General features: G+C 44.9%; 10 protein-coding genes. 3 read left to right on the forward strand and 7 right to left on the reverse strand.

The window, feature by feature from the left end; genetic code table 11:
• Nucleotides 1-29: 29 nt before the first annotated feature.
• Genes HVMH_RS11580 through mnmG form a run of 3 tightly spaced genes read right to left on the reverse strand, consistent with a single transcriptional unit; the run spans nucleotide 30 to nucleotide 3,394 of the window.
• Entirely contained in the window at nucleotides 30-797 is a 768-nt protein-coding gene (locus tag HVMH_RS11580) for a ParA family protein (protein WP_029911646.1), read from the reverse strand.
• 14 nt (nucleotides 798-811) lie between these two features.
• Complete coding sequence (rsmG, locus tag HVMH_RS11585) at nucleotides 812-1,441, reverse strand: 16S rRNA (guanine(527)-N(7))-methyltransferase RsmG (RefSeq protein ID WP_051623077.1); 630 nt, start codon at nucleotides 1,439-1,441, stop codon at nucleotides 812-814.
• Between the two features lie 15 nt (nucleotides 1,442-1,456).
• Entirely contained in the window at nucleotides 1,457-3,394 is a 1,938-nt protein-coding gene (gene mnmG / locus HVMH_RS11590) for a tRNA uridine-5-carboxymethylaminomethyl(34) synthesis enzyme MnmG (protein ID WP_248618487.1), read from the reverse strand.
• Between the two features lie 183 nt (nucleotides 3,395-3,577).
• Here mnmG and HVMH_RS11595 point away from each other — a divergent pair, with 183 nt between their 5' ends.
• Complete coding sequence (locus HVMH_RS11595) at nucleotides 3,578-4,198, forward strand: hypothetical protein (protein ID WP_029911637.1); 621 nt, start codon at nucleotides 3,578-3,580, stop codon at nucleotides 4,196-4,198.
• Nucleotides 4,199-4,225: 27 nt separating this feature from the next.
• On the opposite strand, the gene HVMH_RS11600 is transcribed toward HVMH_RS11595, so the two are convergent.
• Complete coding sequence (locus HVMH_RS11600; RefSeq protein ID WP_029911634.1) at nucleotides 4,226-5,383, reverse strand: NnrS family protein; 1,158 nt, start codon at nucleotides 5,381-5,383, stop codon at nucleotides 4,226-4,228.
• 265 nt (nucleotides 5,384-5,648) lie between these two features.
• On the opposite strand from HVMH_RS11600, the gene HVMH_RS11605 reads away from it, so the two are divergent.
• Both HVMH_RS11605 and HVMH_RS11610 read left to right on the forward strand, forming a co-directional pair.
• On the forward strand, nucleotides 5,649-6,704 hold the full coding sequence (locus HVMH_RS11605; protein ID WP_332102808.1) for an HD domain-containing phosphohydrolase: 1,056 nt from the start codon (nucleotides 5,649-5,651) through the stop codon (nucleotides 6,702-6,704).
• A complete protein-coding gene (locus HVMH_RS11610) occupies nucleotides 6,676-11,304 on the forward strand; it encodes a transporter substrate-binding domain-containing protein (RefSeq protein ID WP_051682473.1) in 4,629 nt (1,542 codons plus the stop codon). The genes HVMH_RS11605 and HVMH_RS11610 overlap by 29 nt, the downstream gene beginning before the upstream one ends.
• Before the next feature lie 26 nt (nucleotides 11,305-11,330).
• Here the strand turns inward: HVMH_RS11610 and queF are convergent, their stop codons facing one another.
• The 3 genes from queF to HVMH_RS11625 form a co-directional block, all read right to left on the reverse strand.
• Nucleotides 11,331-12,173 carry an NADPH-dependent 7-cyano-7-deazaguanine reductase QueF gene (queF, locus tag HVMH_RS11615; protein WP_029911625.1) on the reverse strand — a complete coding sequence of 281 codons (843 nt, stop codon included), beginning with the start codon at nucleotides 12,171-12,173 and terminating at the stop codon, nucleotides 11,331-11,333.
• Nucleotides 12,174-12,247: 74 nt separating this feature from the next.
• Complete coding sequence (locus HVMH_RS11620) at nucleotides 12,248-13,168, reverse strand: CHAD domain-containing protein (RefSeq protein WP_029911622.1); 921 nt, start codon at nucleotides 13,166-13,168, stop codon at nucleotides 12,248-12,250.
• A 110-nt stretch (nucleotides 13,169-13,278) separates the two neighbouring features.
• Nucleotides 13,279-14,811, reverse strand: a complete 1,533-nt coding sequence (locus HVMH_RS11625) for a hypothetical protein (protein ID WP_174403350.1) — start codon at nucleotides 14,809-14,811, stop codon at nucleotides 13,279-13,281.
• Nucleotides 14,812-15,002: the final 191 nt, after the last annotated feature.

A 15,002-nucleotide genomic window follows, 5' to 3' on the forward strand; every position in this document is an offset into this window, starting at 1 on the left:
TTTCGTCCGCTTTTCCGTTAATGAAACTTTTAAATCTTAGTTTTTCGGATCAACTCATTCGCCAGTGCCAAATAAGCAATTGCACCATTTGATCCAATATCGTAGTCCAGAATTGATTCACCATGACTTGGTGCCTCAGCCAACCGAACATTTCTCGGGATAATCGTTTGTAGCACTTTCATACCAAAGTGCGCCACCAACTCATTAGATACATCATTCGCCAAGTTATTACGACGGTCATGCATAGTGCGCAACAAACCGTCGATATGTAAATCCGAGTTCAAGTCCTGTTGCACCGCTTCAATGGTATCCATTAGCGCCGATAGGCCTTCCAGCGCAAAGAACTCACACTGAACAGGCACAACAATACCGTCAGCCGCGGTCAAGGCATTCAATGTCAGCATATTTAAGGTTGGAGGACAGTCAATAATGATAGCGTCGTAATGATCAACGGCTTTTTTGAGAGCTTTACGTAGACGTTTTGGACCTTTGCTTTCTTCAATCAGCTCAACTTCGGCAGCGGTTAATTCGCTGTTAGAACCGATGAGATCCAGTCCTTCGATTTCGGTTGGCAGAATAACATCTTTGGTTTTCAGTTCACCAAGCAAGAGATCGTAAGCTGAGACTTCTATCTCATCCTTATCAACGCCAATAGCAACTGTGGCGTTACCTTGCGGATCCATATCGATTAGCAGAACCTTCTTTTTCATTCTCGCCAATGCAGCTGCCAAATTAACACTGGTAGTCGTTTTTCCGACGCCGCCTTTCTGATTAGCGATTGCAATGATCCGACTCATATCACCTAGACACTCTAAATTTTCTGCACTTGAATTAGGGTTCTTTCTGCTTGCAAATGAGGCACTTGCAATTCGAAAACTTGCGTTATTCTAGCAAAATTAGGTAATTGCGCTAGCTCATCTTGTGTTTTCTGTGATTTCATTGCCCACCAGTAGCCATTTTCTTTCAGTAAATGCCCGGTCCAGTGCAGCATATCATCTAAAGACGCAAACGCTCTAGAGACGACTCCGTCATATAAAGTTTCCGGCTGATAATCTTCTACTCGCATATGGAATACCTGAGTATTTTGAAGATCTAACTCAGCCTTCGCCTGAATCAGAAAACGGGTTTTCTTACTGTTACTGTCCAGCAAATCAATTTGCCTTTCTGGAAACAATATCGCCAACGGAATACCTGGCAGACCACCCCCGGTACCGACATCTATCAACCTTTCACTATCAATAAAAGGCGCAACTGCCAAACTATCCAACAAATGCTTAACGAACATTTCTTGCTCGTCACGAATCGCCGTCAAGTTATAAACCTTGTTCCACTTGCGTAGCAATGCCAAATAGTCGACCAATTTCTGCCAGGTTGGGGGAGATGGTTCCAACCCCCATGCTTCATAAGCTTCAGCCAGCTGATCAAAATAGGATTGAGACATGAATTCTTTTTCTACCTATGCAACCGTTTTTGCCGCTTGGCGGTGCTTTTTAATATAAATCAGCAAAATAGAAATCGCCGCCGGCGTAATTCCTGAAATACGCGATGCCATGCCAATCGTATCCGGTTTATGATCGCGAATCTTTTGCTTCACTTCGTTAGACAACCCGGAAATTTTGTCCAAATCCAAGTCTTCTGGAATTTTCACTTCTTCTGAACGACGGAGCTTTTCGATATCCAGCTTTTGGCGCTCAATATAGCCCGAATATTTCGCTTCGATTTCAATCTGCTCAACCACCTGAGGATCATCAACCGTCTCACCGAACATTTCTAGCGTCGCCAAAGCGTCGTAACGCACATTAGGACGTTTCAGCAACTCAAACAATGTTTGCTCTTTGCTCAAAGGCAAGTCCATCAAAGCTTCTGCTTTTTTCGCCTCTGCGTGATGAGGGTAAATCCACGTTTGTTTCAAACGCTCGATTTCCTTATCCATGGATTCCATCTTCTGCTCAAACGCCGCCCAGCGTGCGTCATCCACCAAGCCAAATTCACGACCGATTTCCGTCAAACGCTGATCAGCATTGTCTTCACGCAACATCAAACGGTACTCGGCACGAGAGGTGAACATTCGGTAAGGTTCATTAGTTCCCAAAGTAATCAAATCATCAACCAGCACACCCATGTAGGCTTCATCTCGGCGCGGTGTCCACTGATCTTTTTCCTGTGCGGCTCTGGCGGCATTCATTCCCGCCAACAACCCTTGTGCGGCAGCTTCTTCGTAACCTGTCGTTCCGTTGATTTGTCCAGCAAAAAACAAACCGTTAATCGCACGGGTTTCCAAGGTTGGCTTCAAGCCCCTTGGATCAAAATAATCATATTCAATCGCATAACCAGGGCGTAGGATTCTCGCCTGCTCCATCCCTTTCATTGAACGCACGATTTGCATCTGGGTATCAAAAGGCAAGCTAGTGGAAATACCGTTTGGATAAAGCTCGATGGATGTCAAACCTTCCGGTTCAATAAATACTTGATGACGGTCTTTATCGGCAAAACGCATCACCTTATCTTCAATGGAAGGGCAGTAACGCGGACCAACACTGTCAATTTCTCCGGCATCAGAGTACATAGGAGATTGGTCCAATGAATTTCGAATCACATCATGTGTTTTTTCATTGGTGTAAGTAATATAGCAAGGCATTTGCTGCGGATGCATCTCGCGCGTTCCCATAAAAGAAAACACAGGCATCGGATCGTCGCCTGGTTGAATCTGCATCGCGTCAAAATCAACAGTACGCGCATCAATTCTCGGCGGCGTACCCGTCTTTAGGCGTCCTACTGGCAAATCCAATTCACGCAGTTTTGCCGCAAGGCGATTCGCCGGTTCGTCACCCGCACGACCACCCTCATAATTCTGTAGTCCAATATGAATTTTTCCTGCCAAGAAAGTCCCGACAGTCAACACCACTTGCGGCGCATAAAACCACAATCCCATTTTAGTGCCGACACCAACAACCTTGTCGCCCTCAATCAGCATATCTTCAACCGGCTGCTGAAAAATATATAAGTTAGGCTGGTTTTCCAATAGGGAACGAATGGCCTGGCGATAAAGTACACGATCCGCTTGCGCACGAGTCGCGCGTACCGCAGGCCCCTTGGAAGCATTCAGGGTTCTGAATTGTATGCCTGCTTGATCGATCGCAAGAGCCATCGCACCACCCAGAGCATCCACCTCTTTAACCAAATGCCCTTTACCGATTCCACCAATCGCCGGGTTGCAAGACATCTGACCCAAAGTGTCGATATTGTGGGTCAACAATAGGGTTTTCACCCCCATTCTTGCAGAAGCCAAAGCCGCTTCCGTACCGGCATGACCACCCCCTACGACAATCACGTCGTAGTGGGTCATATCCTTATCGATAGAACGATTTGATGTGCTTCCTTTTTGGCCACTCATAGCAAACTTCCAAACTATCTTAACGCTCTTACTCGAGGCATCGGCGTTAAAATCATAAATCATTAATAAAAACAGTTAATTATAGCACATTCGTTATTAGTCTTTTTTCACAAAAAAACCACTCCGCGCCAAAAAAGTCGGAGATAATAAACACTTAAATTGCTCGTGTCGAGGAGTTTTGCCATGATAGTATCAAAATCCACACCATTTAAGCTTGTTTCACTGGCAGCTATTTTAGGCTTAGGCCTAACCGCTTGTTCTCTTACACCGCCCAAATCGGTTATGGATGTTCAAGCGGAAGATAGCTTTCAACTCAACCAAACCCTTACTGTGCCAGCCAATGCGACGCGTGTGTTCATTCAGTTTGGAAAAGTCACAACAAGAAGCAGTTTCAGCCGATTGGATCAGCATTGTGAACTTGAAGTCAATCAAGTGGAAGATCACGAACAAAGGATCTTCCCCGATCAATTTATTGTGTCCAAAGTAAGAATCGGCAGTGAAATGGTTGCGCAAAACCAAAAAACCGTCGGCAAAGTGTTCTTTGCAGAAGCTAATAACGGCGTTCTGTCCGATGTACAGCTCAACCCGATGCAACTGACTATTGCCAGTGACGATAATAATAGAGTGGAAACCATGGATACGGTGATGATTTACTTGAAGCCGACCGACAAAAACCCTGGCATCCTTCGCCTGACTTGTGCCGGCTCGTTGAGCAACGGAAGCTTACAGGACGCCCCTAGAAGCTACCGCCCGGAAAAAGCACAAATCAACGCTATTTTGGGTACGATTGGTCACCTGAACTGATCACAATTCTAAACCGATGTTTGACCACTAAAGTAAAATGCCCGTCTCTTTTGGCGGGCTTGGTCTAGTCAAGATCGGCCAGTAAAGCACACTCAACCACAAAAACCCTAACGCCCAGCCTAACTGGCTAATATGAACCCAAAGCACTGCTTGCTCTGGGAGAACAACAGGGAATATCACCCTGAAAACCGCGCTCACACCCAAACTGATAAAAACCCACACCAAACCCTTCGGCGGGTTGAAGACATTTCGATTGGTATGCCCCAAAGAAATCCTTGCCATAATCGCCGAGCAAAGCAAGCCGATTCCACCAGCCGCCAATGCATGAATGGCTAACGACAAACTAATCCATCCGATAGGCACGGCGGCAAACATCAACATTCCTAGGGTCATAAAGCCATAAGACACAAATAACGGCCACAGCAAAACCACTTTCCATATTCCAGGACGGTACCAACGCCAAAGGCGAATGAAATGGGCAATAAACAATGACAACCCGACGATGGTGACACTCCAGTGCCCCGGCCAAAAAATTACGACTACCATCAATGCAAAAAAACCAACCAGTGCGAATAAATCCAACCACTTGTACTGTTGTTGCTCAGGCAAGCCTAAGGCTTTCTCGGTGAAGAACGGCAGCAGGCGTCGCATCATGGTCAAATTGATTGCCAACACCAAAAACAACCCAAGCAATATTGCACTTAACTGACTGAATACTGTCCAGCCTAAAACATTGGCGTAAAACAAACCGTTGGCTACAATCAGTAGCAAGAACTTTGCGCTCAACCCGCTTTGCGCCCACAACTTTTTTTGCACCACAGGTACGGCAAAGTGCAGTAGCAACCCAACATTGAACGCCATATCAAAAAGAGCTACCCAAATGATTGGCGCATCAAATAAATACCCGAGCCTTGCAGCCAACCAGAAACCAAAAATCAGCGCCAAGCGATGGTCGGAAGCTGACTCAGCTCTTGTCCAATTCATCACCGCCGTCAATAAAAAACCCGTCACCGTCGCCAAAGCATAACCAAATACCATTTCATGAGCGTGCCACATCATAGGCATAAGCGTGGAAAATTGCTTTGATGCAATTGGATATTGCTCAAACCAGATAAGCATCGCCACTACAGAAAAAAGGCTGCCACCAATAAAAAACGAACGAAAAGCTCTATCGAAAAAAAACATCTACACACCTTGCATAATAGCTACCCAACAACTTTGTCATGAGTACCGTACCTTAAAGATGCATCCATTATACATCAAATAGTGCGCCTGTCATTAGCAACCAAATATATGAATCCTTTGTAAAAAAGAGTCGAAATACTTGAATTTTTTATAGATTTAATTGATTATTGCCCATAGCAATACGAAAGATTTCGCATTCACGCTGTGAATAATTTCGTATCCGAGACACAGATTTTAGGAAACATTCTGCTTAGGAAGAGCAAAGATGAGCCTCATGAAAGATCGATACCACATCCTTATCGTCGACGATGTCTCTGAAAATATTCAGGTTGCCATGAATATTTTAAAAGAAGGCAATTATCAATTTTCTTTCGCTCTAAATGGTGAAAAAGCCCTCGCTTTAGTGGAAGAAAATGATTTCGAGTTGATTCTGCTCGATATTATGATGCCCGGCCTCAACGGCTTTGAAGTTTGCTCTCACCTGAAAAGAAACCCTATGGCTTCCGACATTCCGGTGATTTTTTTAACCGCAAAAGTCGATATCGATTCCATTAGTCAAGGCTTCAAACTGGGTGCTGTCGATTACATACTCAAACCTTTTCACGCCGAAGAACTTATCGCCCGTGTCAAAAACCACCTTGAACTCTTCACTGCGAAAAAGCTACTGAAACAGCACAACATCGCGCTTCAAAACAGCCTGATTAGCAAAGAAAAACGTTTCATGACCGAGCTGGAAGAAAATCAGAAAGAAATGATTTATGTGCTTACTGAGCTCATGGAAGCTACTTCGGATGAAACCGGACGCCATATTCGCCGAGTGGCACAATACTCAAGATTGCTGGCAGAATACTATCCAGGCTTGTCGTCGGACGATGTCGAAATCATATTCCACTCCGCTCCAATGCATGACATCGGTAAAATCACCATTCCACATCATATTCTTTGCAAGCCTGACAAACTCACAACAGAAGAATTTGAAATCATGAAAACGCACACGACTCGTGCCGCAGAAGTAATGCGTATTTCTAAACGTAAATTCATGAAGGCGGCTGAAATCATCGCGCTCCAACACCATGAAAAATGGGATGGAACGGGCTATCCTCAAGGATTGAGTGGTGATGAAATCCACATTTACGCACGTATTGTTGCAGTGGCAGACGTGTTTGATGCCCTCAGCCACAAACGCGTTTACAAAGAGGCCTGGAGCTTAGAAGACGCTACCCAATACATCATAGATCACAGTGGCACGCACTTTGACCCTAAACTAACTGAAGTCTTTGCCGAGAATCTGGATGAGTTTAAGGCAATTGCACAATCTTAAAGTCGGTTTTTTTACCTGGCTTTTTCTCCTCTCTTTTCATGCGCAAGCAGCATTACAACTTAGCACAGAAGAAAAAAACTGGATAAAAGAGCATCCTGTCGTCAACTTGGGCGGAGATTTCAATTGGCCGCCATTTGAATTTGCTGATGAGAAAAAAGAGCATGCAGGCATCGCGGCTGACATGCTAAAAGTGATTGCTGAAAAAACTGGATTAACCATCCACGTTAAAACTGGAATATGGTCGGATATTCTGGCGCAAGCAAAAGCAGGACAACTGGATGGACTTTCCTGCGCTGTCAAGACCCCACAACGAGAAGCCTATTTCAGCTTCACCACACCCTATACAACTATGCCATTAGCCTTAGTGGTCTCTACCAGTAGCTCAATTAAAAGCTTAGCCCAGTTAAAAGATAAAACCCTCGCACTGAATGGCGCATCTTATCTGGAAGAGTGGATAAGAAGCCACTACCCGGAAATTCATGTGGTTCCAATGCACTCCAATAAAGAGGCACTAGAAGCGGTCAGTACGCAACAAGTGGATGCCTATGCTGGAAATATCGCCGTTGCCACTTATTTAATAAAGAAAAACTTCCTGACCAACCTATTCATCGTCTCGCAAATCAGTAATTACCAAACCAATACCTCCATTGCCATCAGCAAAAAACTGCCTATATTGGCTTCAATCATGCAAAAGGCATTGGATGACATTCCTCAGATTGACAAGAACGTTATTCTCAATAAATGGTTTCTGGCTTCCAGTGAATACCAGTTCACCACTGAAGAGCAAAAATGGATGGCAAAACACCCTGTCATTAAAGTTGCGGGGGAAGCTGATTGGGCGCCTTTCGACTTCACTGGTTCGCAAGGCAATTATCAGGGTATCGCCAATGATTATTTAAACCTCATCCGTAAGAAAACCGGATTGAAGTTCGATATACAAACAGGGGCATGGCAACACAACCTCTCTTTGTTGAAGGATAAAAAAGTCGATCTACTTCCGGCCGCGAATAAAACCGAAGACAGAAAACAGTTTGCCCTGTTTTCTCTCCCCTACTTTAAAACGCTTAACTATTTCTTTATTCGCAATGACCTAAAAGCAAAAACGCTGAGTGACTTGAACGGTAAGACGTTGGCCATTCCAAAAGATTACGCCACCATACAACTGCTCAAAAAGAAATTTCCCCGCATCCAACTATTGGAAACAGACAATCTAAACCAAGCGGTAGATGCGGTCATTCAGAACAAAGCACAAATTCTCTACGACACCTATTCCGTTCTGTCTTACAAATTGGCGCAAGAAGGTATTTCCACCATTCATCCATTCGCATCCACACGGGATGAACCTCAAACTTTGCACTTCATGGTTCGTAAAGATGCACCAGAGTTGGTCTCCATCATCAACAAAGTACTGAACGACATGTCACCCATTGAGAAAAAATACATTTTCGATCAGTGGCTCAGCAAACCCGAAGATCAAACTGTTTTCAACTTGAAAGCACTAAAATTATCCGATGCGGAAACGGCTTGGTTATCCAGACATCCTTCCGTCACTTTTGCTGGCGATCCTAATTGGTTGCCTTATGATGCCTTCGACCAAAACGGCAAATATATCGGTATCGTCGCCGACAACCTTAAAGCCATTGAACGTAAAGTACCCTTGAAGATTCAACCAAAGCACGTAGCCTCTTGGCAGCAGACACTCAAGCTTTCTGAACAAAAATCAGTCGATATTATTTCGGGCGATATAGATGATGCCATCCTCAGCAAAAATTACTATCCAATTACCCCATACCTAAGCAGCCCTATTGTCATTGTTATGGATGGCAAAACGCAATTCATCAACAGCCTGTCAGAGTTGAAAGGCCAAAAGGTCGCCTTGGTCAAAGGCTATGGTTATACCCATGCGATTTATAAAGACTTTCCCGACCAAAACTTCATTGAAGTCAATACACCAGACGAGGCACTAGAAGGTGTCACCATTGGTAAATTCGACGCTGCAGTCATGTCACTCCCCAAAGCGAGTTACTTGATTAAGCAAAAAGGGCTGAATACCCTCAAAATTGTTGGCAAAACCCCCGTGGTGATGAAGCTCACCCTGTTCATCAAGAAAGACGAGCCGGAACTGTTCAGCTTACTCAATAAGGTAATGAAACAAGTCACGGAAGAGTCCGGCTCTAAGATTTTAAATAACTGGACAAAAATCGAATTCGCCTCCAAAGTCGACTACTGGATGGTTATCCGAATCATCATTATCTTCTTGGCAATTCTTGGCTTCATCATTTACTGGAACCTGAAACTATCAAAAGAAATCGCTCAGCGGAAACTGGCTGAAGACCATCTTCAAATCGAAAAGGAAAACTTCCAGAACCTCTTTGAAACCTCTGCCGATGCACATCTCATTATCCAAAATCGACAATTCGTCTCCTGTAACCATGCCGCTTTGGAATTGCTCGGACTTGAAACCAAACAACAATTGCTTGGCACAACGCCGATGGATTGGTCGCCAGAGTACCAACCTGATACCATTCTTTCCGAAGATAAAATCAATTACTCTCTCAGAGAATGCTTCAACCGAGGCACAATCCGTATAGATTGGATGATGTGCAAACTAAACGGAGAAGAATTCTGGGTAGATGTCGTCCTGACCGTTATTCAATATCAAGGACATCCCGCCATTTATGTTTCCTGGCGTGACCAGACAGAACAAAAAACGCTTGAGGCATCGATTAAACGCAACCAAGAGCAGGTTCAGGCAATCATTGACAGTGTTCCACTGATCATCAAGGTCAATGACTACAAGTGGAATCTGCTCTCGGCAAACCGAAAAGCAAAAAAAGACTATCTAATTGATGTCGACGATCCGAACACTAAAAGGGTGAGCGACTACTACAGCAGACCTGAAGAACAAAAAGAAATCGAAGAACTGCTCAACACCTATGGCAAAATCGAACAGCGTATCGTGCCCATAAAAGACATTAATGGTAACGACGTACAAATGATGGTGTCCATTTTGCCGATTCATTATGCAAATCAATTAGCATTGCTCTCCATCTATGTTGATCTGAGCGATCGTATTCATATGGAACAGCAGCTTAATGACGCCAAAGAGTTGGCGGAATCTGCCAACCAAGCGAAGACGGAATTCCTCGCCAACATGAGTCATGAGATTCGTACGCCAATGAATGCCATCATCGGTTTTACCGAGCTGCTCAACGACCAAATCAAAGAGCCCCGCCTCAAATCGTTTATCCGCACCATTCAGTCGGCGGGCAACACCTTGCTGATGCTTATCAACGACATTCTGGATCTGTCGAAAATCGAAGCCGGCAAAATGACCCTGGACAAACAGGCGACCAACCCGACAGACCTATTCCAAGAAATCGCCGATATTTTCTCAATGAACGTACAACAAAAAGGTTTGGATCTGTTCATGGATGTCGCGCCGGATTTACCAGAAGCGATTCTGTTAGACTCCGTTCGTCTGCGTCAGGTGCTGTTTAACCTACTGGGCAACGCCGTCAAATTCACCGAGTCCGGCTATATCAAACTCTCGGTACGCGCCATCAACCTCGACCAACCTCGTAGCAAACTTGACCTGTTGATTGAAGTGGAAGACACGGGTATCGGTATTCCCGCAGAAGAACAATCTCGTATATTCAACGTCTTCGAGCAGCAGTCCGGGCAAGACAACCGTAAATTCGGCGGTACCGGATTAGGACTATCCATCACTAAACGTTTGGTAGAAATGATGGAAGGTGAAATTCAGGTTGAAAGTGAAGCCGGCAAAGGTTCCAAATTCAAAATCTTGCTACATCAAATGGACATCGCTTCCACTCACAGCCCGCAATACATGGCAAATCGCCTCAATTTGAATCGTATCCATTTCCGATTCAGCAGAATACTGGTTGTCGATGACATCGCCGATAACCGCGAACTGATTGCACAGAACTTCATTGATACCCAAGTGCAGATTACTCAGGCACAAAATGGCCAAGAGGCCCTCGACAAAGCCATGGCAGAAGATTTCGATTTGATTTTGATGGATATTCGCATGCCCGTGATGGACGGCTATGAAGCCGCACAACGTATCAAAGCCGAAAAACCAGCAATTCCAATCATCGCACTCACCGCATCCGTCATGCAGGACGAATTCGAAAAAGCCAAACGCGCACATTTCGACGGCTATTTACGTAAACCTGTTTTAAAACATGACCTATTTAACATGCTCTGCCAGTATTTGGCGTATGACGAAATTGAAGTGAATAATGACGAAGTCAAAAAACCGCTAACACTTTCGGACACCGCTCGCAGTCGCCTGCAAGACTTAAACGAAGCATTGGAAGATCAACTGGAGCCTAAACATCAACGTGCGGTGAAAACCAACAATTTTGAAGATTTTGAAGCATTTGCGGAAAATGCAAACGAAGTCGGTGAACTGTTTGACGTGCCTGAGCTCATCCAATTCTCTTCGCAATTGAAAGAGAAGGTCGACAGCTTCGATATCGGTGGCATGCAACAGATGCTAAAACAATTCGGTTTGTTGTCTACCGAGTTAACCACACTGATTCAACAAACCACCGCCAACCGCTCCCGACGTTAGGCCTACCCCAACCTGGCAGATTTTGATTACTGGCGGCTTAATCGTGTCAAATCAAACTCATCTTCGAAATTTGAACGATAAGGGTTGATGTCCAACCCGCCGCGACGCAAGTAGCGTGCATAGACCGTCAAATGTTCAGGCTGGCAACGCTTTTGGATATCGGTGAAGATACGCTCGACGCATTGCTCATGGAACTCGTTGTGGTTTCGGAACGAAATCAGGTATTTGAGCAAACCTTCCCACTCAATTTTCTTGCCCTCATAACGTATCACCACAGAGCCCCAATCCGGCTGTCCTGTCACCAGACAGTTCGACTTCAACAAATGACTATGTAGTGTTTCACTGACGATTTCTTCTGATTCACATACCAACAAATCGGGGGATACTTGATATGCATCGACTTCGATATCCAAATCATCCAGACACTCACCCGGTAGCTTACCCAAATACTCTTCAGCGTCCACCGAACGCATGTCTACAGACACTTCACCACCGCTCGCAGCAGACAGGTCTTTTTCCCACAAGGCAATGACCTCTTCTGCCGAGTCGAAACGCGTGCCATTGAAGGAGTTCAGATACAATTTGAAGGATTTTGATTCAATCAAATTCGGCGCATCGGCAGAAAAAGCGAACTCAACGATGGCGACCTGAGGCTTTCCTTTGGCATTGAGCCAAGAAACTTCATAGGCTGTCCAGATGTCTAAACCGACAAACGGCAAACTTTGTAAATCAAAGCCAAGTTCGTCACGATTTTCTTGACGCGGAATCGGAAACAAAAGCGTTGGGTCATAGCTATGACAATAAGGCGTGCTTTGCCCTAAAAGGCTCTGTTGTGCAGTTGAGATGTTTTTTTCATTGTGGTCGGACATGGGGTTATTTTGCTCTGAATAGACAGGGGATGCGCAATATTATACCCGAGTCACCAGCTACTCGCCTGCCCACACTACCAGGACTTGAGCAGTTCGCTGTGAAGATGATTGACTTGTTTTTTCAGGTGAGCCAAACGTTTTTGGGTGAATTTATGCAAGACTTTGTGCGCATCCAGCCCTTTTTCATCCCCTTTCAGGTCTTTTTTTAGGGTTCTCAAATGCAGATACAAAATCTCAAAATCATGTTCTTTGCCAAGCAGATTGCCTAACTGGTCAAGTTTTCGTACGACCTTTTGTCCCTTGTCCGTTCCAAGCGACTTCAGGAGCTTCAACTGGTAGTAACCATGCTTGACCCACTTGCGCCATTCATGACGCTCTTCAGCCGTTGCCCCCACAGCGATGCCCGCCAGCGCATGACGATGGCAAGCCGATAAGGTCATCTCAAACCCTTTCTTCAAGGTCTGCATGAAATCCTGCTCAATCGAAAGTGCCTGCCAAGCCGCTAACTCTTCTTCCAAGGCTTGTTCGACCACATTCCAATCTATCTCCGGCAAGACTTCAACTTGCTTGGCGATTTGCGACTCAAAGTCTGATTTCAATCTGTCTAAGTAGGCTTGTGTTTTAGCGGAAACACCACCTTCCAGCATCAAGGACTCAATTTGCAGAAGTGACTCCAACATCACCTGCAAATCACGATGTTGCGCTAACCGTTTCGCCGTCTGGCGAATACGCTCGTTTGCCGCTTTAAATGTTTCTTTGGGAATAGCAGGGGAGATGAGTCGCCAGTAGGCGCGTAGGCGTTTGAAAGTTACGCGGATGGCATGAATGGATTTTGGCGCTTCACGATTGTCGACATCTTTTGCCAATGCCAACACGTCAGACACTTCCTGACAGACAGCCGCCATAAAGGCGACTGCCATTTCATCGGAAGCTTTAGATTTTAAGCCAAAGTTCTTAAAAACCCGACGGGTGAAATCTTTTGAAATGGTTTCCATAAAGCCCGGCTATTGCTTGTTATTAGAGTTGCATATTATGCCTAGCCTATTTGACAAGCAAATGAAATTTTCTATCGCAGCTGATGTTTTTTCTCTATGGATGAATGCCTTTACGCCGGACTCAACACTCCATTAGGAGTGTGCATTGCTCGTTCATGCTCCACTTCTGCTAGTGTCGGCGTTTCCGGTTCAATATCAGGGCGACTGCCCGGCGCACCATAAGTACGTTGTAAGTAGATACCGGCAATCGCTAGGAATACCCCCGTGACCGAACAGATAAACGCCAGAGAAGTGAACCAAACTAATGCAACCAACCCTACCAAATGTTTCGGCACATCACGTGCCGACTCGTTGCCGTTGATATAGGCCGCAACACGATAAATTTGGTTTTGGGTAATCAGCGTGTTGATCTTATGATCAATTTCCAACTTCTGTTGCTGCAGACCAAAAATCTCCCCGTCGATCTCTTTGACTTTTTGTTGAATCTCTTCATAGGTTTCAAGCTGGTTTTTCTTCTCTTTCAACGCACGTTGGATAATGCTGTCTTTGGTATGTGTCGCTTCATCTGTGAAAGATTGATATTGCTGACGATATTTCGCTCGCAATGCCTCATCTTCTTCCGAACGTTGTTTCAAACGGTTCGACAAAAAGTCGATGCGGTGATGAATGGTGTCGATACGTTTCTGATAAGTCATGCCCATCGTCTTCAACTGCCCTTGCAGCATTTCTTCGGTACCGGTTTGCTCTTTCAGTGCATCTTTCCCGCTGGAGAAATCGCTGACTTGGTACAGACGCTTCTCTTTTTTATCGATTAAGGCGCGGTACTTGTCTTCTACCGACTGACGTGTCAGAAAAGTCGCTTCCGCCATCTTTTGCTTCATCTCGGCTTTGAGGTCCGCCACTTCTTTTTCAAGTTGCGCTTTCTCTTCCGACGAACCCGCCAAATTTTGGTTCAACATTTTACGGATGCGTTGTTGCAAGGCATCACGCTCTTTATCCCAGTCTTCATAAACCTGAGCTTCTTTATTCTGCAAATCTGCAATTTCCTGATCGATTTTATCTTTATAACCCGAATCAATTTCTGCCAGACGTTGTTCCAACGTTTTACGTTGTGACGCCAGGTTTTCCGTGAAATAACGGTTGGCGTTGGACACACCTCGACGATAATTGGCGTCGATGGTATCGATATGAACGGTGTTGATATTGTCTTTTTGCTGGTTCAAGCTGTTGATTTTTTCATCCAACCGCAGGGACGCATTCTTTTGGTCATCTATCGCCAAGGTCAGGTTTGAGAAGTTTCGCTCAAACCCATTCAACATGGTTTCAAAGGTAATGGTGGCCAGCATAATGACGCCGATGAAAAAGCCTAGACGCCAAGCAAAATGGCGGGCATACATCATCGCCGTGGCAATAGGAATCTTGCTCGCTTCAACCACAGCGACCAACACAAATGGTAGCCCGGCCACCAGAATCGTCGAGATGTTGCCAGCAGACATTTCACGCTCATGCGCATTGAGCTGCATATAGACGGAATAAGACACAACAATGGAAATTAAAAGACCTATCGAAACGGCGAGTATCTCTACTGCCCAGGCAAATTTAATCAATTTGCCACCTACATCATAAAGTCTTCTGTTTTCCATATCTTCTGTGCGCCTTAGTAGAAAATTATATTTTTATGATTCGTAAATATACGAATTTAGAAAAAAACACATTCTAATGAAAAGTTTGGGAAGATGCTATTCAATCCTTGAGGTCATCACAAAAACATCATAAAAATGTCAGATTTTCACCATTAAGAAGATTCAGCAATAATCGACCCAACCTGGCAGAT

It is taken from the genome of Hydrogenovibrio marinus (assembly GCF_013340845.1).
Classification (GTDB): domain Bacteria; phylum Pseudomonadota; class Gammaproteobacteria; order Thiomicrospirales; family Thiomicrospiraceae; genus Hydrogenovibrio; species Hydrogenovibrio marinus.